Annotated in this window: 20 protein-coding genes; 8 read left to right on the top strand and 12 right to left on the bottom strand. The window is 66.6% G+C overall.

The genetic code is table 11. The features are described from left to right. Positions 1-2: 2 nt before the first annotated feature. Entirely contained in the window at positions 3-1,910 is a 1,908-nt protein-coding gene (locus LG299_RS13135; RefSeq protein WP_404430942.1) for an amylosucrase, read from the bottom strand. Between the two features lie 114 nt (positions 1,911-2,024). Between LG299_RS13135 and LG299_RS13140 the strand changes: the two genes are divergently transcribed. After that, positions 2,025-4,265 (top strand): AAA family ATPase, encoded by a 2,241-nt coding sequence (locus LG299_RS13140; protein ID WP_404430944.1) that lies wholly within the window; start codon positions 2,025-2,027, stop codon positions 4,263-4,265. A 31-nt stretch (positions 4,266-4,296) separates the two neighbouring features. Here LG299_RS13140 and LG299_RS13145 read toward each other — a convergent pair whose 3' ends face one another. The 5 genes from LG299_RS13145 to LG299_RS13165 all read right to left on the bottom strand — a co-directional run bounded on the left by LG299_RS13145 (position 4,297) and on the right by LG299_RS13165 (position 6,309). Beyond that, complete coding sequence (locus LG299_RS13145; protein ID WP_404430946.1) at positions 4,297-4,623, bottom strand: carboxymuconolactone decarboxylase family protein; 327 nt, start codon at positions 4,621-4,623, stop codon at positions 4,297-4,299. Positions 4,624-4,752: 129 nt separating this feature from the next. After that, positions 4,753-4,965 carry a hypothetical protein gene (locus tag LG299_RS13150; protein ID WP_404430948.1) on the bottom strand — a complete coding sequence of 71 codons (213 nt, stop codon included), beginning with the start codon at positions 4,963-4,965 and terminating at the stop codon, positions 4,753-4,755. 1 nt (position 4,966) lies between these two features. Then, positions 4,967-5,425, bottom strand: a complete 459-nt coding sequence (locus LG299_RS13155) for a DUF6325 family protein (protein WP_404430950.1) — start codon at positions 5,423-5,425, stop codon at positions 4,967-4,969. Positions 5,426-5,661: 236 nt separating this feature from the next. Further along, positions 5,662-5,808 (bottom strand): hypothetical protein, encoded by a 147-nt coding sequence (locus tag LG299_RS13160; protein WP_404430952.1) that lies wholly within the window; start codon positions 5,806-5,808, stop codon positions 5,662-5,664. Between the two features lie 42 nt (positions 5,809-5,850). Continuing rightward, positions 5,851-6,309, bottom strand: a complete 459-nt coding sequence (locus LG299_RS13165; RefSeq protein ID WP_404430954.1) for an SRPBCC family protein — start codon at positions 6,307-6,309, stop codon at positions 5,851-5,853. Positions 6,310-6,562: 253 nt separating this feature from the next. On the opposite strand from LG299_RS13165, the gene LG299_RS13170 reads away from it, so the two are divergent. Further along, positions 6,563-6,895 (top strand): cupin domain-containing protein, encoded by a 333-nt coding sequence (locus LG299_RS13170; protein ID WP_404430956.1) that lies wholly within the window; start codon positions 6,563-6,565, stop codon positions 6,893-6,895. A gap of 108 nt (positions 6,896-7,003) precedes the next feature. Here the strand turns inward: LG299_RS13170 and LG299_RS13175 are convergent, their stop codons facing one another. The 4 genes from LG299_RS13175 to LG299_RS13190 all read right to left on the bottom strand — a co-directional run bounded on the left by LG299_RS13175 (position 7,004) and on the right by LG299_RS13190 (position 10,726). Continuing rightward, positions 7,004-7,951: a PstS family phosphate ABC transporter substrate-binding protein gene (locus LG299_RS13175; protein WP_404430958.1), complete on the bottom strand. Its 948-nt coding sequence runs from the start codon at positions 7,949-7,951 to the stop codon at positions 7,004-7,006. A gap of 175 nt (positions 7,952-8,126) precedes the next feature. Further along, complete coding sequence (locus tag LG299_RS13180; protein ID WP_404430960.1) at positions 8,127-9,299, bottom strand: sensor histidine kinase; 1,173 nt, start codon at positions 9,297-9,299, stop codon at positions 8,127-8,129. Then, the gene (locus LG299_RS13185) at positions 9,286-10,029 is read right to left on the bottom strand and encodes a response regulator transcription factor (RefSeq protein WP_404430962.1); all 744 of its coding nucleotides are present in this window, start codon (positions 10,027-10,029) and stop codon (positions 9,286-9,288) included. Before LG299_RS13185 ends, LG299_RS13180 begins: the two co-directional genes overlap by 14 nt. A 97-nt stretch (positions 10,030-10,126) precedes the next feature. After that, positions 10,127-10,726 carry a DedA family protein gene (locus LG299_RS13190; protein ID WP_404430964.1) on the bottom strand — a complete coding sequence of 200 codons (600 nt, stop codon included), beginning with the start codon at positions 10,724-10,726 and terminating at the stop codon, positions 10,127-10,129. Positions 10,727-10,864: 138 nt separating this feature from the next. On the opposite strand from LG299_RS13190, the gene LG299_RS13195 reads away from it, so the two are divergent. From LG299_RS13195 to LG299_RS13220, 6 genes are all read left to right on the top strand, one after another. After that, positions 10,865-12,841 (top strand): GDSL-type esterase/lipase family protein, encoded by a 1,977-nt coding sequence (locus LG299_RS13195; RefSeq protein ID WP_404430966.1) that lies wholly within the window; start codon positions 10,865-10,867, stop codon positions 12,839-12,841. A gap of 124 nt (positions 12,842-12,965) precedes the next feature. Further along, a complete protein-coding gene (locus LG299_RS13200) occupies positions 12,966-13,895 on the top strand; it encodes a hypothetical protein (RefSeq protein WP_404430968.1) in 930 nt (309 codons plus the stop codon). Next, on the top strand, positions 13,892-15,106 hold the full coding sequence (locus LG299_RS13205) for a cytidylyltransferase domain-containing protein (RefSeq protein ID WP_404430970.1): 1,215 nt from the start codon (positions 13,892-13,894) through the stop codon (positions 15,104-15,106). The genes LG299_RS13200 and LG299_RS13205 overlap by 4 nt, the downstream gene beginning before the upstream one ends. After that, entirely contained in the window at positions 15,103-15,975 is an 873-nt protein-coding gene (locus tag LG299_RS13210) for an N-acetylneuraminate synthase family protein (protein WP_404430972.1), read from the top strand. The genes LG299_RS13205 and LG299_RS13210 overlap by 4 nt, the downstream gene beginning before the upstream one ends. Next, positions 15,972-17,270, top strand: coding sequence for a DUF6716 putative glycosyltransferase (locus LG299_RS13215; protein WP_404430974.1), 1,299 nt, complete (start codon positions 15,972-15,974; stop codon positions 17,268-17,270). The genes LG299_RS13210 and LG299_RS13215 overlap by 4 nt, the downstream gene beginning before the upstream one ends. Positions 17,271-17,285: 15 nt before the next feature. Then, entirely contained in the window at positions 17,286-17,957 is a 672-nt protein-coding gene (locus LG299_RS13220) for a hypothetical protein (protein ID WP_404430976.1), read from the top strand. Here LG299_RS13220 and LG299_RS13225 read toward each other — a convergent pair. Together LG299_RS13225 and LG299_RS13230 are read right to left on the bottom strand one after the other, a co-directional pair. After that, positions 17,908-19,269: a M1 family metallopeptidase gene (locus LG299_RS13225; protein ID WP_404430978.1), complete on the bottom strand. Its 1,362-nt coding sequence runs from the start codon at positions 19,267-19,269 to the stop codon at positions 17,908-17,910. The two genes, LG299_RS13220 and LG299_RS13225, sit on opposite strands and share 50 nt — an antisense overlap. Continuing rightward, positions 19,266-23,198 carry a Pls/PosA family non-ribosomal peptide synthetase gene (locus LG299_RS13230; protein ID WP_404430980.1) on the bottom strand — a complete coding sequence of 1,311 codons (3,933 nt, stop codon included), beginning with the start codon at positions 23,196-23,198 and terminating at the stop codon, positions 19,266-19,268. Before LG299_RS13230 ends, LG299_RS13225 begins: the two co-directional genes overlap by 4 nt. Between the last annotated feature and the right edge of the window lie 2 nt (positions 23,199-23,200).

The following is a 23,200-nucleotide window of genomic DNA, read 5'->3' on the forward strand; positions in this document are numbered from 1 at the left end:
GCCTACGAGTGCGCAGCGACGGGCACCACCCGTAACCAGCGGAATCCGTGCGGGAGCAGTGCCAGGCCCCTCTTCAGCTCGACCGTCTCCCCAGCGATCACATCGACCGCGTCCGCGTGGAAGCCGCTGAGGGTGAGCGGGTCGATCAATGCGAGGTGGTCGCCGACGTTCGCGAGTACGAGGATGACAGCATCCACCCCCGGACGTTGATAAGCGAGCACAGACGGATGCTTCGCGTCGAAGCCGATGAGCGCTCCGCCCGCGAACTCGGGAGTGCCTTGACGCGCGCTGATCAGGGCGGTCAGCCCCGCGAACACGCGGCCGGCGTCGGTGGAAGCATCCGCCCGCTGCGCATAGCGCTCGACCGGACGCTCGGGCCGGTGCACCCAGCGACTGTCGCCTGAGGTCGCTGCGTCATCCGTGTAGGAGTAGTCGTTGAGTTGGGCCACCTCGTCGCCGAGGTAGAGCAGCGGCACACCGCCGGTCGACATGGCGATCGCGTGCGCGAGCAACACGCGATCGACCCCACCCGCGTCTCCCGCTTCAATGCCGGCAAGCGATGCGGTGGTTCCGGTCACGCGCGCATCGCCGGTCTTCGGGTTCTCTTGGAACGGCACACCGCGGGCGAATGTTCCGCCGAATCGGCCGACGTAGAAGTCGTTGAGAAAGCGGCGGTGCGGGTGACCGTCGATGCCGAACTCCGCGGCGTCCTCGTCGGCGAACGTCCACCCGATGTCGTCGTGGCTGCGCACGTAGTTCACCCACGCGGTTCCGGAGGGGATCGCGTGCCGACGATCGAGTGCCTGCTGCAGCATCCGGGGATCACGCGTCGCAAGCGCCTCCCACGTGAGCGCCATCTGCAGCGGGTTGTACGAGAGCTGGCACTCCGCGAGCGAGATGTACTCGACGACCTCGTCGGGGTGCACGATCGCCTCGGACTTGAACAGCAGGCTCGGTGCGGCCATGCGCAGCACGGCATTGAACGCGCGGAGCAGAAGGTGAGCTTCGGGGAGTGACTCGCACGTGGTGCCGAGGCGCTTCCAGATGAAGGCGACCGCGTCCATGCGCAGGATTTCGACGCCCTGGTTCGCGAGGAACAGCATTTCGCCTGCCATCGCGCGGAAGACCGCGGGGTTGGCATAATTGAGGTCCCACTGGAAGTGGTAGAACGTCGCCCAGATCCATCGGCCATCGGGAAGCTGCACGAACGAGCCCGCGTGGTCGTCGGGGAAGATCTCGCGGACGGTTTTCTCGTACGCGTCGGGCATCTCGCGATCGGGGAAGATCACGTAGAAGTCCTCGTAGCCTGCTTCGCCGGCCACGGCGTTCTGGGCCCACTCGTGCTCGTTGCTCGTGTGGTTGAAGATGAAGTCGACAACGAGCGAGATGCCAGCGAGGCGAAGGTCGGCCGCGAGCGCTGCGAGTTCGTCCATCGTGCCGAGCGCCGGATTGACTCGTCGATAGCTCGACACCGCGTAGCCACCGTCCGAATTGCCCTCGGGGCTCTCGAACAGCGGCATCAGGTGCAGGTAGGTGAGTCCGAGTTCTTGGAAGTACGGGATGCTGTCGCGCACGCCCTGCAGATTGCCGGCGTACCGATCGACGTAACAGACACCCCCGAGCATCCGGTTCGAGAGGTACCACTCCGGGTCAGCCTCACGCAGATCGTCTCGGGCCTTCAGCTCGAGTGGTCGCGCGTTCCACGAAGCCGACGCCTCGGCTACGACCGCCGCAAGCTGCTCGAGACCGTCTTCGCGGTCCCCGTAGAGGTCGACGAAGAGCGGATGCAGCGTCGCGAAGTGCTCCGTGAAGCGTCGGGCGAACGCGGAGTCGAACGGACCGACCGCCTCTGCCGCACGGGTCCGGACCTCGTCGATGTCGGCTGCCCACGCGGCGGAAAGCCTCGGCATGTCACTCCCTCGTGATCGCGGCGAACGCGTTCGGTTCGTCCTCGACCCTAGCGGCGAAGCGCCCTGAAGCACCTCCGGTGGCGGCCAACCCGCGTGCCCCCTAGTATTCGGTTTATGCCTGGGGCGCCCGACATCTCAGGCAGCGATGTCCCCGCCCTCGACGACCTGCTCCTCGATGCGAAGCTGTCACTGCCACTCGCTCGAAAGGAATCGGTCAGTCGCACCGATCTGATCAGAACGGCCACCGCCAGCGGTCGCCCCATCGTGGCGGTCGTGGCTCCGGCAGGGTATGGCAAGACGACCCTTCTGACGGCGTGGGCGGCCGCTGAATCGCGCTCGGTGGGATGGGTCTCGTTGGACAGGTTCGACGACGACCCGGTCGCGTTGCTGACGCTACTGGCTGCCGCTTTCGTCCGAGCAACGGGGGCTGACCCCGGAATCATCGCCGACATGCGTGTGCCATCGGTGGCCACTCTCGGGCGTGCCGCGCCCCGTCTGTCTTCCGCCCTGCGGGCGACGTCCCGCCCCTTCGTCCTCTTCGTCGATGACCTGCACCTCGTGGGTCCGGCATCAAGCGACGTCTTGGAGGTCGTACTTCGCGGAGTCCCGTCGGGTTCGCAGTTCGTTGCCGCCAGCCGGACTGCGCAACCGCACGTGGCGAGTTTGCGTGCCCGGGGCGACGTGCTCGAATTCGGACTCGAAGACCTCGCTCTCGATGCGGAGGGTGCTCGGCAGATCTTTCGCGAGGAGCGCATCGACCTGACCGCTGATCTCGCGCGGGCCGCCGCGGTGCGAACTGAGGGCTGGCCCGTGGGAATGAAACTTGCCGCGATGATCGCGCGAGACACGAGAGATCCATCGAGAGTGATCGTCGGAGACGACAGGTTCGTGGCGGATTACCTCTACCGTGAGTCGTTCTCGACTCTGCCCGAGGCGACGCGGCAGTTCCTGCGCCGCACCGCGGTGCTCGAACACCTGAGCGATGACCTGTGCCGACACGTAACCGGTGATGCAACGGCCCCGATTCTTCTGCGCGAGCTGGAGAGCGCCAATGTCTTCTTGATCCCAGAGGATCGGACGCGGAAGTGGTATCGCTACCACCCTCTCTATCGTGAGTTCCTGTTGGATGAGTTGCGCCGAACAGACCCGACGGCGATGCCTGAACTACATGAGCTTGCTGCGTCCTGGTACGAAGCCAATGATTCACCGGCGAATGCGATCGAGCACCTCCTTCAGGGTGAGGACGAAAAGCGGTGCGTGGTGATGGTCACCGCTCTCGGACTCATCACCTATCAGGCGGGGGAGCAGAACACCCTGCAACGGTGGATCGCGTCGGTCGGTGACCGGGCGGTCATGGCGCACCCGCCGCTGGCGGTGCTGACCGCGTGGATGTCGGTGCTCTCGGGCCGGCCTCTCGAAGCGGAGCGCTGGCGGAGTGCGCTGGAGTCGATGACATTCGACGAGCCGCCTGGCGACGGCGCGGCGTCCTTCGAGTCCAGTCGCGCGATGTTGCTGGCCGCCATGTGCGCGAGCGGACCCGCACAAATGCTGGCCGATGCTCACGCGGCTGTGGAGGCTGAACCGGGGTGGAGCCCGTGGCGTGATTTCGCGTTGAGCATGCTCGGGGAAGCGTACTTGGTGAGCGGTGACGTCCAGGGCGCGGCCGAGTACTACGCCCGCGCGTCCGATCGGGCAGCGGCGGTGGGCAACAGCGACGTCCGCACGCGCACCGATACTCAACGAGCACTGATTCACATGGATGCGGGGCGCTGGCACGAGGCCGCCGCACTGCTCGATGGTGCTCTGGCAGCAGTTCGTGACCATCGGCTCGCCGACTATGCGTCAGCGGTGCTCACTTTCGCCGCTGCTGCTCGAATGGCGGTCCATCGGGGAGATGTGAAAGAAGCTCACCGAGAACTTACGCGAGCAATGCGCGCACGCCCCGTGTGCACATGGGCGATGCCGACCGTAGCGGTCAGAAGCAGCCTTTGCCTCGCGAAGACCTACTGGGCATTGGGAGATCATTCGACCGCGCGACACCTCGTTCGCGAGATCGACGACCTTCTGACCTACCGGCCGCACATGGGTGTTTTCGTCACCCAACAGAGTGACCTGAAGGCTCTGGTCACTGCGCCAGGATCTGCGGGGTTCGACGGCCCACCGCTCACTCCTGCGGAGCTCCGGCTGCTCCCGTACCTGCAGACTCACCTCACCATCCCTGAAATCAGCACGCGCCTGTTCTTGTCCCGCAACACCGTGAGCACCGAAGTGGGATCGATCTATCGCAAGCTCGGAGCCTCTTCGCGCAGCGAGGCCGTAGATCGGGCCGTCGCTGTGGGACTTCTCGGGGCCTAAGCACCGGGCTGCAGCGCGCCTATGGCAGCGCTCAATCGACCACGCTCTCGACGTCGAAGCCGAGCGCGAGTGCCACCATGGGCGCCGCCGAGACGACTCTGGGCAACCCGACCACCGAACTGACGGCGAAGAGCACGTCGACGATCTCGTCTGGTGTCAAGCCGGCGTCGATTGCCGCATCGGTCTGCTCGGCAAACGACGGGCCCGACCCGTGCACCGCCACGAGCGATGCGAGACGTGCGATCGCGAACAGTCTGTCGTCTGCTCCGGGGAGTTCACGGTGGACACCGAGTTCGCCGGCAAGCAAGGTGGGGTCATTGACGGCGAGGCGGCACAGCCTCTCTCGGTAGTTCGACACGACTATTCCTCTCGCAACTGACGTGACGGTACCGAGCACCGCAAGATTACGCCTCACCCCAACGGCGTGAAAGAGGACTGCGCGCCCGAGGTCACCGACTCCCGGGCGCGCAGTCGCCGACAACACCGTCTAGATGCGACGCCGCCTGCCGGGCGTGACCGCGGCCCCGACGACCGCGGCCTTCGCGATCGGCGATGGGCCGGGGCCCACCGCTGCGCCCACCACGGCTGCCTTTGCGATCGGCGATGGGCCGGGACCCACCGCTGACGCGACGACGGCTGCTTTGGCGACGGGTGCGCCGATGACGCCCACGCGTCCCACTCGTGCAGGTCTCAATGGCATGTCAAACTCCTGTCGACTCGAGTGCGTCATCTGCCTCGAGCGAGGCGATGATCGCTTGGATGGGGATGCGACCGTTGGCGATGAGCTGACCTCCCGCTCGTCGTGCCGCCGAGGCGAATGGCGCTGCCCAGGCGTTCTCGTACACGAGCACTCCCGCGACGCTTCCCGGGTCCATCGCGTTGGCCAGGTGTGCGACATCCTCGGCAGCCAGGAGCTCCGCGAGCTCAGCCTCGAGCGCGACGAGCTCGCCAAGATCTCCGGCATCCGACAACTCGACGGCGTCGACGACGCCGTCCTCGTCCTTGGTGAGGATGATGATGTCGATGACGCGGATGGTGCCCGCATTCGCCAACGTCAGAAGCTCCTCAGCGATCTCGCCGGTGAAGTTCTGCTGACCTGCAGGAAACTCGATGACAAGGTAGTCAACCGGCCCCAAACTCGATAGTTCGTACTCACTCATGTGGTCCGTCCTCATGGTCGATGGTGGTGAGGAGCGCAATGCGCCCACAGCAACGTTGCTCGGTGCGCGGCGCCGGCGCATCACCCCTTCTGGGTGATGCCTGCCGGACGCTCCTTGACATCGGACGCCCGAGCGCCTCCGGCTCGCGCAATGCAGGAAGAACGCGCGCCGCCCACACATGCCAACGGGTGATGTGGGGGATGCGCAAGCCCGCCGTCGAGAATGGACGCCTGTGGTCAGCCGCCCGATGGGTTGTCGACCGGCATGCCGTCTTCGTCGGTCGTGTCAGGACTCTCGGGCGCCCCGCCCGAGGCGGTGTCGGCCTCGACATCTCCGTCCGGCGTGCCCTGGGTGTTTTGCGAGCTTCTTTCGTTGCCGCTCATCATGCTCCTTCGACTCTCTGTTCTGAGCGCTGGGTCAGCGCGCTACGCGTCGACGTTTCCGCGCCAGGCGCCGGTCTCGGCGCCGCCCTGTGCCTCGATGAACTCCTTGAAGTTCTTCAGGTCCTTCTTGACCGCGTGCGTGCCCGCTCCGACCAGCGAGCCGAGCTTCTCGACGAGGCCCTCCGGTTCCCAGTCGATCTGAACAGTCACGCGGCTCGATCCCTCGGTGAGCTTGTGGAACGTGACCACGCCCGCGTGCTCGGTCTCGCCACCGGTGCTCGTCCATGCGACGCGCTCGTCAGGGTGCTGCTCGGTGATCTCGGCGTCGAACTCGCGAGTGACTCCAGCAACGCTCACCTTCCAGTGGGTGTGGGTTTCGCCCGTCTGGGTGATCGACTCGACCTCGTCGAGAAACTTGGGGAACGACTCGAACTGCGTCCACTGGTTGTACGCGATGCGTACGGGGACGTCGACGTCGATGGTTTCGATGATCTGGACCATGGGGTGCTCCTCGCTGTTGGGCATTCTGATCGACGGATGTGGATCTCTGCGTAGGTCTACTCTGCGGGTACCACCCGCGCTCGGCATGGGCCTAGACACCGCGAACAACGGTGCGTACGATGCTCGCCGCGAAGCAGGCGCGACAACCATGCGACGGCCGGGCGCAGTAGCCTGAGCAACGGGCGACTCCTCGGCGAAACGACCGGGCACTCACCGCAAATCGGGCAACACCCTCGTGTTCAGGAGTTCGCGCATGCAGAAGACCTCACTCATCGCCCTCGCGCGTCACGAACTCGCGCATGCGCGAGAAGCCTCCAGCGGCAGAAGCGCGAAGACCGTCTTTGGCGGGCACGAGCATCAACTCCGTCAGACCCTGATCGCACTCAAGGCCGGTGAGAGCCTCGCTGAGCATGCCAACCCCGGAGAGGCAACCGTTCACGTGTTGGAAGGTCGGGTCCTTCTCAGGGCGGCGGAGGCCTCCTGGAACGGATCGCCCGGAGACCTGCTCGCAGTCCCCGCCGGACTCCACTCACTCGACGCGATCAAAGATTCGGTCGTTCTGCTCACCGTGGTGAAGTCTCGCTGACCGAGAAGTCCGTCACAACAGCGGATCGGCGAGCAGGGGCGTCCGGTCGCTGAGTCGCGGTGGGGCAAGGAAGAGACCGCTGACGAGTAGCCTGCGTCGAGCAGCGCTCTACTTCAGCGAGGCGAGTTCTTCCAGAGAGATCCTCACCTGCTCGTTCGTGAGGGGCACGACCAGCGCGCGATCTGCGACTGCCACCGCCTTCTCGACGTAGAAGTCGACGAAGGCCGTGACCTCGGGCTTGTCTGCGTAGGAGCTGTGGCTCACGTAGATGAAGAGCGGGCGGCTGAGCGGAGCGTAGGTGCCATCCTGGACGGTCTCGGTGCTCGGGGCGACGCCATCGATGGATGCTGCAACCACCACGTCGGGGTTGGTCTCGACGTAGCTCAGTCCGAGGAAACCCACGCCGCCAAGCTCCTTGGCGACCCCGTCGAGCGTGAACGTGTCGTCCTCGGAGGATCGGTAGTCTGCGCGGATCGCGCCTTCTTCGCCGTTGATCGCTTCGGTGAAGTAGTCGAGGGTCCCCGAGTCACTTCCCGCGCCGAACAGAACCAGCGGCTCGTCCGGAAATGCCGGGTCGACCTGATTCCACGACATGACCTCGCCCTCTGACTCCGGAGCCCAGATCGTCGCGAGCTGCTCAGTCGTCAGGTCGGTCGCCCAATCGTTGTCGGGATTGATGATGACCGACAGGCCGTCATTGGCAACCACGATCTCGGTGAACTCCACGCCCTCGTCCGCACAGGCCGCGATCTCTTCCTCCGAAATCGGTCGCGAAGCGTTGGACACATCGGTCTCTCCATCGCAGAAGGCCCGGAACCCGGCGCTCGTGCCGGTAATGGTGACGATAACGTCAACGTCGGGCTCGACTGCTGCGAACAGGTCCGCCGCGGCATCGGTGAGCGGTGCGACGGTGGATGAACCGTCCGTGATGACTGTGCCGTTGAGGGAGCCGACGGACCCGACCAGTGGCGTTGAAACTCCTACGCAGGAACTGAGCAGGAGTGAAGTGGCAAGCACGGATGCTGCGGCGGAAGCCTTCGCGAGCTTCGTTGACACGGTGAGTCCCTTCCGTCGGATTTTCGCGACAAGAGATGCGAGGTCCACCGACGATACATAGATGCATATCTATTTAACAGTGAGGCGCCGCGACCGATCATGAACAGTCGGTGAACGCTTCGCCCGCCGAGAAAGGATCACCGAGCGAGACCTCCACGTCGACCACGCGGTCCCCTCAGGTCAGCGAGGGTTCGCTCTCGCGCTCGCCGGGGTTCGGCAGGATCAGGTCGAAGCGGCAACCACCCGGTACGTTCTTGACGGTCACTTCGCCGTCGTGCGCCCGCGCGATTCCGCGAACGATCGCAAGGCCCAGCCCCGCGCCGCTCGACCGAAGCGGGGTGAGGGGTGAGGACGGCTGGGGGGTGCGCGCCTGCGTCCCCCGCCAGCCGGCGTCGAAAACGCGGGCCAGATCATCTTCTGCGATACCGCCGCCGGTATCGATCACTGACACGGAGGGGCGGCCGTCGACAACGACAGCGGACACCGTGATCGGCGAGCCGGGCGGGGTGTGCTGGATCGCATTGAGGAGCAGGTTCGAGATGGCGCGCGAGAGTTCGCGGGCGTCGGCGCGCACGGTCAGGTCGCTGTCGCGGCGCGAGTCGATGTGGATGTCACGCCCCTCGGAGACTGAGCGCAGATCTGCGACGGTGTCGGAGATCACGTCGTACAGCGAGACCTCTTCGAGGGTGAGACGCAACGTGCCTGAGTCGATCTTCGACAGCTCGAAGAGGTCATCGATCATTGCCGACAGCCGGGTGACTTGTTCGCGCATCTGGCGGTGGTAGCGCTGAGGATCAGTGGCGAGGTCGTCTTCGAGCGCCTCAGCCATCGACATGATGCCGGTGAGGGGAGTGCGCAGGTCGTGCGCGATCCCCGCAACGAGTTCGCGCCGGGCCTGCTCCGCGCGCTGCTCGCGTTCGCGGGACGCCGCGAGCTTGGTGCTTGTCGCGAGCAGTTCTTTCGCGAGTGCGCGGAACTCGGCACTCGACTGCACCTCTACGGCATCGACCCGTTCACCTTCGCCGATCCGCTGGGCGAGCCGCCCGAGGCTGCGAGCGTTGCGGACGACCACGGCGCCGAGGGCGGCGACGAGTCCGAGTGACACGGCACCCGAGATCGCGGCAACGTTGATGGCGACGGTGAGGTCGTGCTCTGAGATGTACATCTGCCACGACGCGCCCACCATGCTGAGGACGACCGACAGGATCGACGCGAAGACGAGGATGCACCCCTGCAGCATCAGCGACGAGCGCCGCAACGTCATCAACAGGAGGACCGCCGCCCCGCCGATCGTGAGGGTGATCACGAGCGAAAGGACAGCGACCTGAAGAAGCTCAGGAAGACTCACGCGCACCCTCCGGCAGATCCATGCGGTACCCGATCCCCCACACCGTCGTGAGCAGCGTCGGCTGGGTCGGATCCGGTTCGATCTTCTCGCGCAGTCGCCGCACGTGCACCGTCACCGTCGAGAGATCGCCGTAGGTCCACCCCCACACCGCCGACAGCAGCTCTTCGCGGCTGAAAGCCTGGCGCGGATGCTTCACGAGGAAGGACAGCAGGTCGAACTCGCGCACGGTGAGGTTGAGGTGACGTCCGTCCATCGTGGCTACGCGCGCCGACGGATCGATGTGGAACGGGCCACGATCCAGCGGAGACTCGGGCGCGAACTCCGTCATCGACCGACGCAGGATCGACTGTACGCGCAGCACGAGCTCGCGAGGCGAGAACGGCTTGGTGAGATAGTCGTCCGCACCGGCCTCGAGACCTTTGATGCGCTCGTCTTCACTGCCGAGGGCGGTGAGCAGAATGATGGGGGTGGCGCTGGTGGTCCGGATGCGTCGGCACGCTTCGATCCCGTCGATTCCGGGCAGCATCCGATCAAGCACGATGAGGTCAGGGCCGATCCGTGCTTCGGCCTCTATCGCAGCGAACCCGTCGGCGACGTGGTCGACGACGAACCCCGCCGAGCGCAGATACTCCGAGACGACTTCGGTGACAGTGGGATCGTCGTCCACGACGAGTACGCGTCGATCGATGAGGTCCGCGTTGCCGATCGAGCGCGATGGTTCCGGGATCACGCCCTCAGAGTACGCCGGATCCCCCTGGGCAACGGCGGATCGTGAGAGCCGTCCGCAGTCCGTAAGAATCGCCGCCCTCGACGGAGGAGGACGGTGGCTAGACCTCCGGGTCGGGCGTCACTCGCTTCGCCAAGACCAGATCGAGCACGAGGCCGAACAACAACGCCACGCCGACGGATATCAACACCGCCGCGACGGGCGCGTCGGGGAGCATGCGGGCAACCGCGGCGCCGATGAAGGATTGGTAGAGGGCCCAGGCGCCGGCAGCGAGAGCGCAGAGTGCGAGATAGCGAGGTGCCCGCATCCGTTCCGCTCCCGCCGTCAGGTTGACCACGATGCGCGCGAACGGGATGAAGCGCGCCGTGAACACGATCGCCGCCGTGCTGCGATGGAGCCGCCGCCTCGCCCACCGGCGCGCCGCCTGCACGCGCGTGCTGCGCGCCCACCGCCAGCGGTCGATGTCGATCGTCCTGCCGACGAAGTAGCACACCGCGTCACCCGTGAAAGCGGCGAATGCAGCGACGGTGACCACCGCCGCGAGGGGCGGCTCACCGTGCAAGACCGAGAGTGCGGCGAAGGCTGTGACGGCTGTCTCGCCCGGGATCACCACGAGGAATGCGTCGCCCAAGACCAATCCGAAGAGCAGTGGCAACGCCCACGGGCTGGTCGCGATGTCGGCCAGGAGATCGTTGATCACCGCTCTTGAGTACCAGGTGGGGGTGAATGGGTTCAGAACAGCGCGCGTCGGTTAACCCGGCGGGTGCGACCGGTGAACTCTTGGCCAAAGCCCCGTTCTTCCGCGTCGACCGGCTCTGGCGACCTGCACCCTGGAGATGTGAGAGTCGCGCTGCTGGCCGAGTCCTTCCTCCCCCACATGAACGGGGTCACGAATTCCGTGCTCCAGGTGCTGAGCGACCTCGAACGCAAAGGTCACGATGCGCTCGTCATCGCACCCGGCTCCGGCAATGCACAGGTCGAGGGGTCACGCGCCCGCACCGAGCACGTCCGGTCCGTCCCCCTGCCCGCCTACCCCCAAGTGCGGGTGAGCGTCGTCGGCACTCCGCACATCGCGAATCTGCTCGCCGACTTCTCGCCCGATGTGGTGCATCTTGCGTCTCCGCTGGTACTCGGCTGGCACGGTCAGGCAGCGGCGAAATTGCTGGGTGTGCCGAGCGTCGCGGTCTACCAGACCGATGTCATCGCCTACGCGGCCAAGTACGGCGTGCCCGGTGGCGCGCCCCTCGTCGCGGCCCACATCCGCCGTCTGCACCGTCGATCCACCCTCACGCTCGCGCCGTCCACATCGGCTGCCGAGCAACTGAAGCAGATCGGTGTCGATCGTGTGCGGCTCTGGGGACGCGGTGTCGACATCGAGCGGTTCACTCCTGAACGGCGTGACGAGGAGTGGCGAGGGCGCATCGCATCCGGCGAGATCCTGGTCGGCTACGTCGGCAGACTTGCCGCAGAGAAGCAGGTCGAAGACCTTCGCGTGCTCTCCGACCTGCCGGGCGTTCGGCTCGTCATCATCGGGGAGGGGCCGGCCCGCGGCCGCCTCGAGCAAGAACTGCCCAGCGCGATCTTCACCGGCTTCCTCGGCGGTACGGAGCTGGCGCGCGCTCTTGCCAGCCTGGACGTGTTCGTGCATCCCGGTGAGAGTGAAACGTTCTGTCAGGGCATTCAAGAAGCGCACGCGAGCGGGCTCCCCGTGGTGGCCACCGGTCGCGGTGGACCGGTCGATCTCGTGCGCAACAGCGTCAACGGATGGCTCTACGAGCCCGGAGACCTGGGCGGGCTGCGCTCGGCTGTCGCTGACCTCGTGGGCGACCAGCACAAGGCTCGGGCGTTCGGCGTTGCTGCGCGGCGCGGGGTGGAGGGCCGCTCGTGGAGCGTGCTCGGCGACCAGCTCATGGAGCACTACCGCGACGCCATCGCTCTTCACCAGATCGATGCGGGGCGCGCGACTGTGCGGGGTGAGCGCCCGAACCTCGCGCCCCCCGCAACACTTTCGCGACCGGTGCGCAGGTACGTCGCCGTCGGCGACTCGATCACCGAGGGCCTCAGCGACGGCTCGAGAATGGCCGACGGAGAGTACAGAGGTTGGGCGGATCGCCTTGCGGAGCTGATTGCTCACGCACAGCGCTACCCTGCGGGGCTGCGCTACGCCAACCTCGCCGTCCGCAGCCGGCGCATCGAGCACGTCGTCCGCGATCAGATCCCGCGTGCGATCGAGCTGCGCGCTGATCTCGTCTCGGTGCTGATCGGTGGCAACGACCTCGTCAAGCTGGGAGCCGATCCCCTCGCGCTCGCCGCTCGCCTGAATGACGGCATCCGGATGGTGAAAGCATCCGGGGCTGAGGTCCTCCTCGTCACCGCGTTCCTTCCGCGCAGGCGCGCCTCACGGCTGCTGGCCGGCCGTTTCGCCCAGTTCAACTCGGCGCTTCGTACGATCGCGCGCGACACCGGTGCCATCCTGCTCGACCTCGACACGGTTCCCGCTCTCGGAGATCTCTCGCTATGGGCGGATGATGTCGTCCACCTCAACTCGCGCGGACACCGACTGCTCGCTTACGAGGCCGCCGCGCGACTGGGTGTTCCCGAGGCGAAGTCGCTCCTGCAGCTCGAAGAACTGCTGCATGCAGACGAAAGCGATCCGGTGCCGCCTCGCCACCCGCGATCGGTCTGGATTCGCGATTATGCGTTGCCCTGGGTCTTCCGTCGGATCCGCGGCCGTACGGCAGGTGACGGTCTCGAGCCCAAGCACGCGGAGCTGATCACGATTCGCGGCGCATCCGCCAGTCGCATCGCCCGGTAACGGTCTCGGCGAACCCCACTGTTCACGCAGCCGTTCCACGCGGGTCACTCAGTCGGGCGTGCACGTTCATCCGCGCCGCTCACTCTGGAATATCAGCCGAGCGTGCCCGCGAAACGGAGGTGTCGTGATCTCGACAGCAATGCCCGTCATCGCGTGGGCGGAGTCCCCCCTGCAACTCGTGGGCGTGGCCGAGTGGGCTTCTGCCCACGGCCGCCGCGTTCCGATCGCCGGCAGGTTGACGCCGCAGATGGGGCAGACGGCCGACGAGCTGATCGCGCGGGGCGCGTCCTTCGGGCCGTGCGAGTCTTATCTCGGCATCCCGTGGTCGTTGCTCGCACGCCACCGACACTGGCTCGTCGGGGACGGATTTTCGGGCCAGTTCCGGCTTGCCGCATCCATTCTTCGTCCTCGTCGCATCACCTTCCTCGATGATGGGGCGAACACCCTTGCCTTCGCCGATGCGCTCACGGGTCGTCGGCCGTACGCGCGGCCCGGCGTGCCCGAGAGGGGCCTCACGAAGGCGGCGGCACCGTTCGCGCTCGAGCAGATCCTCGGGAGGTCGCTCGCCGGTCAGGTCGAGTTCTTCACCGCGTTCGAGCTGGGCGCGGCACGATCATCCGCGCTCGGCGACCTCGGATCGCGCATCGAGCGCCACCGCTTCGAGTGGACCCGCCGCACCGCGCGCTCGTTCACGACCAAGACCGATGGTCGGGTCATGCTCGGCAGCGCGCGACCGGTCGACGGACGGATGTCGATGCCGTCCTACCTCGACTGGGTCGAGGGTGAGGCGGGCCGCGCGCCCCTCACCTACCTTCCGCACCGGCGCGAGCCACGCGCTCAGACGGAGGCTGTCGCAGGTATCCCGGGCGTCGTGCTGTCGAAGCTGGCTCTCCCGGCAGAACTGCTGCTCGCCGGAGCAGCCGAACCGCTCGAGATCATCACCCTGCCGTCGTCGACGACGACCACCCTTCCGCTCGTACTGCGCGGTACCGGCAGTGTCATCCGCAGCGGGCGTTCGAAGATCGCCATCGATGGACGGAGCCTGAAGAAATGACCGAGATCGTTGCCGTCATCCCCGCACGCGGAGGCTCGAAGGGTGTTTCGCGCAAGAACGTGCGGCGGGTCGGCGGTGTGCCACTCGTTGCACGGGCGATCGTCGCAGCTCGGGCGACAGCATCCGTCGATCGTGTGATCGTCTCAACGGACGACCCTGAAATCGCCGCTGTCGCTGAGGAGTGGGGGGCGCAGGTCATTCATCGGCCCGCCGAGCTCGCCGGAGACGACGCCTCCAGCGAGAGCGCACTCCTGCACGCGATGGACGTCATGGAAGACGCGGGTATGAACGCCGACATCATCGTGTTCTTGCAAGCGACGTCACCCTTCATCGACTCGCGCGACATCGATGTCGCGGTCGAATTGATCAGAGCGAACGAACATGACTGCGTCTTCTCGGCAGTCGAGACCTATGGGTTCTTGTGGGCCGCGGAGGAGGGTGCTGCCTCAGGCATCAACCACGACCCGACGGCACGATTGCGGCGGCAGGATCGGGATCCTCAATACCTCGAAACCGGGGCGTTCTATGTGATGGATGCTGAAGGTCTGCGCGCAGCAGGCCACCGGTTCTTCGGTCGCGTGGGCATGGTCGAAGTCGCTGAGCGCTCGGCCATCGAGATCGACACCGAGGAGCAGTTGGCGTTGGCACAGGCGATCGCCCCGCTGATCCGCCACGAGGCTGATCCGATGGACGTCCGCGCTGTCGTGACGGATTTCGATGGCGTCCATACGGACGACACGGTGATGACCGACGCGGCCGGGCGAGAGAGCGTCAGGGTGAGTAGATCGGACGGGATGGGGATCGCGCTCCTTCGACGTGCGGGCATTCCGGTGCTGATCCTCTCGTCCGAGACCAATCAGGTCGTGAGCGCTCGGGCCCGAAAGCTTCAGGTCGACGTGCGGCAGGGCGTAGACGACAAAGCGAGTGTCCTGCGGGAGTGGGCAGACGAGCAGGGCGTTTCGCTCGCTCACGTCGCCTACATCGGCAATGACATCAACGATCTCGGTTGTCTCGACGTCGTCGGCTACCCGGTGGCCGTCCCCGAAGCGCACCCGCTCGTGCTCGCGGCATCGCGCGTGATCGTGAGCCGCACCGGCGGCCACGGAGCAGTACGAGAGCTTGCCGATCGAGTCCTCCGTGATCGGCGCAGCACCTACCGGGTGCCCGCGTCTGTCTCCCTCTCCACGCCCTTCGAAAGGCAGAACCCATGACCGTCACCATCGGATCGCGGGTGATCGGCGGTGGCCGACCCACCTACGTGATCGCCGAAATCGGCCTGAACCACAACGGCGACGTCGAACTCGCCAAGCAGCTCATCGATGTCGCCGCCGACGCCGGGGCCGACGCCGTGAAGTTTCAGAAGCGCACACCCGAGATCTCGACTCCCGCGCATATGCGCGACACGCTTCGCGAGACTCCCTGGGGCACAATGACCTACCTCCAGTACCGCTACCGCGTGGAGTTCACGCGTGAGCAGTACATCGAGGTTGCCGATCACGCCGTGTTGCGCGGTCTGGAGTGGTTCGCCTCGCCCTGGGACATCCCCAGCGTGCACTTTCTCGAAGACCTCAACGTCGTCGCCCACAAGGTCGCCTCGGCATCGGTGACCGACATCCCCCTGCTGGAAGCGATCCGTGACACCGGCAAGCCCGTCCTCCTCTCCACCGGAATGTCGACCATCGAGCAGATCGACGCGGCGATCGACGTCCTCGGTACGGACCGGCTCGTGCTCCTGCACGCCACCTCCACCTACCCGATGGAGCCGGACGAGGCGAACCTGCGCGTGATCCCTGCGTTGCGGGACCGCTACCCCGGTGTTCCCGTCGGCTACTCGGGTCACGAGCGTGGGCTGCAGATCTCGGTCGCTGCTGTCGCCCTCGGCGCGGTGGCCGTCGAACGCCACATCACGCTCGACCGCACGATGTGGGGCTCCGACCACGCCGCTTCTCTCGAGCCGACGGGTCTGCAGCACCTCGTGCGCGATATCCGCATCATCGAGGAGGCGCTCGGCGACGGTGTGAAGCGCGTCTTCCCGGGCGAGCGCGCGCCGATGGCGAAGCTGCGTCGTGTTCTGACGTGACCGGAAGTACATTCTGGGGCTCCGCCCCAGACCCCCGGTCTGCTGGCGCGCCCCCGCTCCGCGTTGTCGCTCTCGCCGACACCGACTCCTATGTCAAGTGGGCGGCGGCGCTCCTGAGCTCTTTGCCGGCAGGTTCCGAAGTCGAACTTCTGGTCGTCGAGACTCCGCTCGCGGTGAGTCGCACGCAGATGCAGAGCGCGCTGGTCGGCAGCGGGATGGATGCCGAGCACGTGCGCCGCGTTCAGTTTGCTGATCTCGCGCGCATAGTCGGCGAGATGGCACCGGATGCTGTGCTCGTGGCCGCCCGCGGACCCGTCGGGCGTGTAATGATCGCGGCTATGGCTGAACTCGACCCCCGGCCGGTGATCGTCTCGGGGCTGCCCGGGATCTCGATTCCCGCCACGACGGCCGCCCTCATCCATCGCACACAGAGCGACGTGTTCGTCCTTCATTCGACTCGCGAGGTGAGCACCTTCAGAGCGCTCGCAGAGCGGCGGGGCCTCGTGCAACGGTTCGCGCTCGCGCGACTGCCCTTCGCACGGAGTTCTGTGGCGTCGACGAGCGAGAACACTCGTGCCACTGACCTCGTCTTCGCCTCGCAGGCCATCGTCCCGCGTGAGCGCGCTGACCGAATGCGAGTCGCACGTCTGCTCGTTGCCGCCGCACGTGCTGACCCCGAGAAACGTGTCGTGGTGAAAGAGCGCACGGTGACGGGCGAGCACCAAACACACGAGCAAAGGTACGGCTACCCCGACCTCCTTCGTCGCCTGGCCCCACTGCCGCCGAACCTCGTGGTGTCCACCGAGTCGATGTCGCACGCGTTCGACTCCGCCGAGGGGTTGGTGACCGTCAGTTCGACCGCCGCGATCGAGGCGATCGCGAGGGGGATTCCGGTCATCGCTCTCGACACTTTCGGCGTCGATGACTCACTCATCAACCCTGTCTTCGAGGGAAGCGGGTTGTTCGGCTCGGAGGCCGCGGTCATCGCTCGGGAGTTTCGTCTTCCGCCGTCCGAATGGCTCACGCGCAACTACTTTCACGACCCTGCAAAAGACAACTGGGTCGCCCAGGTCGAAGACCTTGTCGTGCTGCGTCGAGCGGGAGCACTCCCGCCCAAGCCTGCGCGCGACCGCCGCGGCGGTCGCGTGCGCGATATCTGGGAACGAAAGCTCGCGCTGGGGAGGATGGATCGCTCGGTCGCGGGGACGGCTGTGTACGCGGTCGGCATCCCGCTGCGTTTCGTGCTTCGCCCCATCCTGCGCCCCTACTTCCGCAGGCGACTCTCGGCGGCGTGATCGTAGGCTGTCGCAATGACGGTCGGCCGAGGTGAGTTCGGAACGACCCGTATTGCGTGGATGGATGCTGCTCACCACCATCTGGTGGCGACCGAAGTTCTCGACGGACTCGGCGAGCAGCAGGCACGGCGCTTCGAGGTGTTGACCGGCATGGCGGCGCGGAGGTTTCTCGCAACGCGCTGGCTCGCCCGACACCTCGTGGCGGAACTCACCGATGACACAAGCCTGGTCCTGACGACCACGTGCCGACGCTGCGGCGGTGACCACGGTCAGCCTCGGTTCGATACGGCTCCCGTCGCGGTCAGCTTCGCGTACGCGGGGAGCGTCGCGGTGGTGGCAGCGGCGAGCGTGGCGGATGCATCGGCCGTGGGCGTCGACATCGAGCACGATCGCGGGGATGATCCGGCTCTTCCTCTGCCCGAACTCACGTCACTCTTCGCGCCTTCGCGTCCGCCGACGCTCCAGGAGTGGACCCTGATCGAAGCGGCTCTCAAGGCCGACGGACGCGGCTTAACGGTCGAGCTCTCTCAGGTCGAAGTCGGGCCGAGCGGATTCGAGTCAACACATCCGGTCTGGATTCCCGGGCGCAGCGACCCCGTCCATGCGATGGAGATCGACGGACCCGAGGGGTTCATCCTCAGTGCAGCGACGGTTCCGGCGGTGGCACAGTCGAGGCATCCCGACTGAACGGACTGCCCCCGTCCACAGCGGGCAAGGCGGGGAGCGGGGTCAGATCGAGCCACTCGTGCAATAGGCGCGCGATCGGCACGTGCGAGATGTCTTCCGTGAGTGCCACGAAGTCCGCCGTAGTAGCCGTGGAAGCCCGATACATTCGCGACCATTCCGCAAGGAGAGTGAAGAACGCCGCATCGCCGACAGTAAGTCGTACCGCGTGGAGGGTGAGCGCGCCGCGCTTGTAGACGCGGTCGTCGAACATCAGATCCGGGCCAGGGTCGCTGAGCACGATGTCCTGAGCCAGCGCAGAAAGTCGACCGTGGTGCGCGAGAGCTTTTTCATGAGCAGAGAGTCCGCCGGAGCGCTCTGACCAGAGCCACTCCGAGTAGCAGGCGAAGCCCTCGTTGAGCCAGATGTCTTGCCACTTCGATACACCGACGCTGTTACCGAACCATTGGTGGGCCAGTTCGTGAGCGACCAACCTCTCGAGGCCGCCCGTGCCGTCGATGTGGTTGCCGCCGAACACCCCGATCCCCTGCGCTTCGAGCGGAATCTCCAGGTCATCGGCGGTCACCACGACGGCGTATTCCTCGAGCGGGTACGGGCCGAAGAGGCTTTGGAACACCGAGACCATTCGGGAGAGGTCGGCAAAGTCGGCGTGCACACGACCGGCCAGAGCCGGCGGATAGAAGAGACGCCCGACCGGGCCGGCAAGTGAGACCACTTCTTCGACGTAGCGCCCGATCTGCACGGTCATCAGATAGGTGGGGGTGGGCACATTCTGCTCGAAGACCCACGTTGACTTGCCACCGCGGTTCGTGCGCGCGGTGCGGACGCCGCTGGCGATGACCGTGTACGCCTGGTCGATCGTCACCGACAAGCGGGACGTCGGCTTGTCGCTCGGTACGTCGTTGCACGGAAACCAGGTCGCCGCGCCCGTGGGCTGCGATGCGACCAGGGCGCCGTCTTCGAGCTCTTCCCAGCCGATTGTTCCCCAGCGCGACCTACGTGGGTGCGGAGCGCCCGCGTAGGTGACGACGACCTCGAACCCCTCGCCGATCGCGATCGGCGAGGCCAGGCTGACGCGGAGCTTGCGATCGCTCTGGTGAAAAGCGGCCACGCGCGCGCCGACCGCGGTGACCTTGGTGGCACGCAGACCAACAAGGTCGAACGACAGTGCCTTTGTCGTCGCGAGCGCTGTCCCGCGCACCACGGCGGTCGCGGACAGGCGATTCGTGGTGACCTTGTAGTCCAGCGTGAGGTCGTAGTGATGCACCCGGATGCTGGGGTCACCGCTCTGAGGGATGTACGCGTCCGGCCTCATGCGTCGGCAGACTGGTAAGCCCGAACCTTTACCGCTCGCCACGGGCCGATCGGATTGCCGCTCCAGCGACTTCCGACAGGCACGGACTCGCCCCGCATGACCAGCGACGCCGGTCCGACCGTCGCGTTCGCCCCGATGTTGGCGGCGGGGAGGATCACGCTGTGCGGGCCTAGCGTCGCCCCCGCTTCGAGGGTGACCGTGTCGATGCTCATCACCCGATCATGGAACAGATGCGTCTGAACCACACATCCGCGGTTGACCGTTGCGCCGTCTCCCAGCGTCACGAGGTCAGGTTCCGGTAGCCAATAGCTGTCGGTCCACACTCCGCGACCCACCTTTGCGCCGAGCGAACGCAGCCACATCGCTAGTGCCGGCGTCCCCGAGGCGGCGCCTGCGAACCAGGGAGCCGCCACCATCTCGGTGAAGGTGTCAGCGACCTCGGTGCGCCACACGAAACTCGACCACAGGGGGTGCTCTCCCGCACGAATCGGACCGACGAAGACCCACTTCGCGAGAGTCGTGATGAGCGCCGCGACGGCGCCCGCCACCAGCAGCACAACCCCGGAGAGCAGGACGGCGATCAGAAGACCCCAGGTGGTAACCATCCACGAGAGTGCGAACATCACGGCCAACGCGATCGCACAGGTGATGACGACGGGAATCACGCGACCCAACTCCCACAGCGCTCGCGCGACGCGCAAGCCGGGTCGCGGCCGATAGGTGCGCTCGAGGTCGGAGTCGTTCACCACGCGCCGAAGGCGCACCGCGGGTGAGCCCAGCCAGGAGGATCCCGGCTTCGACTTCTCGGGCGCGACCGACAACACGGCGACAAGTCCGTCGCGCGGAACGCGGTGACCCGCACCCGCCATGCCCGAGTTGCCCAGGAAGGCACGCTTGCCGATGCGCGCCGGCCCGAGCTTCATCCATCCGCCCTTGAGCTCGTAGGTCGCGACCATCGTGTCATCTGCCAGGAACGCGCCGTCATCGATCGTGGTGAAGGACGGAATGAGCAGGACGGTGGATGCCTCGACATCGCGTCCGACCTCGGCGCCCAGCATCCGCAGCCAGACCGGTGTGAACAGGCTCGAGTACAGCGGGAACAGGATCGTGCGGGCCGAGTCCAGCAGGCGCTCGGTCGTCCACGCCTGCCACGCCACCCTGCTCCGGACCGGGTGCACGCCCTCAAGCAGGCCGATGGACAAGAGCCGGACAAAGAGCACCACCGCCGCGGCGAATGACACCCCCACGACGAGGGTGGACGGAATGAGCCAGACGAGCACCGCTGGAATGGCGTCGACAAGGGAGGTGGCGCCGCGCATGCCGTAGGCGAGCACCGCGCCGCCCGCAGCGATTGCGAGGAAGGGCAGCAGGCCGAGCATCGCGGACGACGCGCCGTACGCCCACAGCCACCGCTTCGGCGCAGGCGGACGCTCGGGCGCCAGGGGGCTGGACGTTCCTCCCACGCGGACCGCGGGCGAGCCCGCCCACAGCTGCCCCGCGCGCACCCGTCCGAACACGGCTGATCCGGGGGCGATCTCTGCGTTGCGCCCGATCCGCGTGCCCGGGGCGAGCGTGCTCCGAGTGCCGATCGTCGCCCCTGCGCCGATGCTGATGCCACCGATCCGGACCGTGTCGCCGTCGATCCAATAGCCCGACAGATCGACTTCCGGTTCGATCGCCGCGCCTTCGGCGACCTCGAGCATTCCGGTGACGGGTGGGAGCGAGTGCAGATCGACGTTGGCGCCGAGTTTCGCGCCGAGCGCGCGGGCGTAGTAGCTGACCCACGGCGCTCCGGCGAGGCCCACCGGGTCGACCTGATGGGCGACCTGTTCGGCGAGCCACAGCCGCAGGTGCACGCCGCCGCCACGGGGGTAGTCGCCCGGTTTGAGGCCGCCCAGCAGCAGCCGCGCGATGATCGCCGACGTCGCCATGCGACCCAGGGGAGTGACGAACAGGATGAGCCCGACCACGATCAGCCAGAGCGGAGCCTCGGGAAGAAAGTCGAAGCCCGGGAACAGCCGCAGAATCCAGCTCGCGGTCAGCAGCCACACCGTCCAACGCAGGCCGGCGAAGACGAACAAAGGTACGCCGGCGACCGTCTGCACCCACTGCATGATCCTCGGAGTCGGGCGCGCGATGCTGAAGGTGTTGGGGACATCGTCGAGCTCGGATGCTTCGGCCTCGACCGCGTCGGCCATCTGACGCAGCCGGGGCAGGTCGTACACATCGGTCATGGTGAACTCGGGCGCTCGCGCCCGGATGCGCGACACGAGCTGGGCGGCAGCCAGTGAGCCTCCACCCAACTGGAAGAAGTCGGCATCTTCATTGCCGGGGTGGATGCCGAGCACAGCCGTCCACTGCTCGGCGAGCCACGCGGCGGTTCCCGAGAGGGAAGAGTCTGCAGCATCCGTATCTGTCAACGGCCATGGCAGCGCCGCTTTGTCGACCTTTCCGGAGGTGCGGACGGGCAGGTCGTCGACCACCGCGAGCAGGGGGATGAGCGGGGCGGGGAGCGTTTCGGCGAGTTCGGCGCGCGCAGCCTGGCGGTCGAAACCCTCGGCGGGAACGACATAGCCGACGAGGAGTGACACCCCACCTTCGGACCGCTGTACGACCACGGTCGCTGCCGACACGGCGCTCAGCGCCTGGAGTGCGGACTCGACCTCGCCGAGTTCGATGCGGCGGCCGCCGACCTTGACCTGGTCATCCGCGCGACCCTGGAAGAGCAGCCCCTCGCGTTCCAGCCGCACGAGGTCGCCGGAGCGGTACGCCCTGTCCCAACCGAGAGTCGGCATCGGCGCGTACTTCTCGGCATCCTTTGCGGGGTCGAGATACCGCGCGAGCCCGACGCCGCCGATGATGAGTTCGCCGACCTCGCCCTCGGCGACCGGGGCGCCGGTGGAATCGACGACGGCCAGCGCCCAGCCCTCGAGCGGAAGGCCGATACGCACCGGCCCGTCGCCGTCGAGGAGCGCCGCGCACGCGACGACGGTGGCTTCGGTCGGGCCGTAGGTGTTCCAGACTTCGCGGCCCTCAGCCACCAACCTGGTGACAAGTTCGGGCGGGCAGGCCTCTCCGCCGAAGATCAGCAGCCGGACGTTCTCGATCGCGTCTTGCGGCCAGAGTGCAGCCAACGTCGGGACGGTCGAGACCACGGTGATCCCGTGGCCGACCAGCCAGGGTCCGAGGTCTTCGCCCGATCGCACCAGCGCGCGCGGCGCAGGCACGAGGCACGCCCCGTGTCTCCACGCGAGCCACATTTCTTCACAGGATGCGTCGAACGCGACCGAGAGCCCGGCGAGCACGCGATCGCCGGGAGCGAGCGGAGCCGACTGCAGAAACAGTCGCGCTTCGGCATCGACGAAGGCGGCCGCCGATCGATGGCTGACCGCGACGCCCTTGGGAACGCCGGTGGAACCGGACGTGAAGATGATCCACGCGTCGTCGTCGACCGTGGGCGGCGGAACGATCGGGATCGCACGCGAACTCGGATGCGGGGCATCCCCTTCGAAAAGGTCATCGGCAGAGGAGGGGAGCGTCGCGGGATCACCGGCCCGAAAAACTCCGGCGCCGGTGATGACGCCGCGCACCCGCGCCTCGCGGAAGACGAGATCGGCGCGATCCTGGGGGTCGTCGGCGTCGACGGGGACGTAGGCGGCTCCCGCGGCCAGGATGCCGAGGATCGCGATGTACAGGTCGCGAGAGCCTGAGGCCATCCGCACGCCGACACGGTCGCCGCGGCGCACACCGTGGGCGTGCAATCGCGCCGCCGTCTGCCCGACGCGCGCCAGAAGTTCGGCATAGCTGAGCGCACCATCACCGTCTTCGAGCGCGGAAGCCTGCGGGTAGCGGGCGGCGGTTTCGCGAAGGATGTCGATGAGCGTCCGCGGGGTGGGAGCCGCGGACGACAGATCGAGATAGTCCTGCATCG

This window comes from Microbacterium lacus (genome assembly GCF_044794305.1).
GTDB classification, from domain to species: Bacteria; Actinomycetota; Actinomycetes; order Actinomycetales; family Microbacteriaceae; genus Microbacterium; species Microbacterium lacus_B.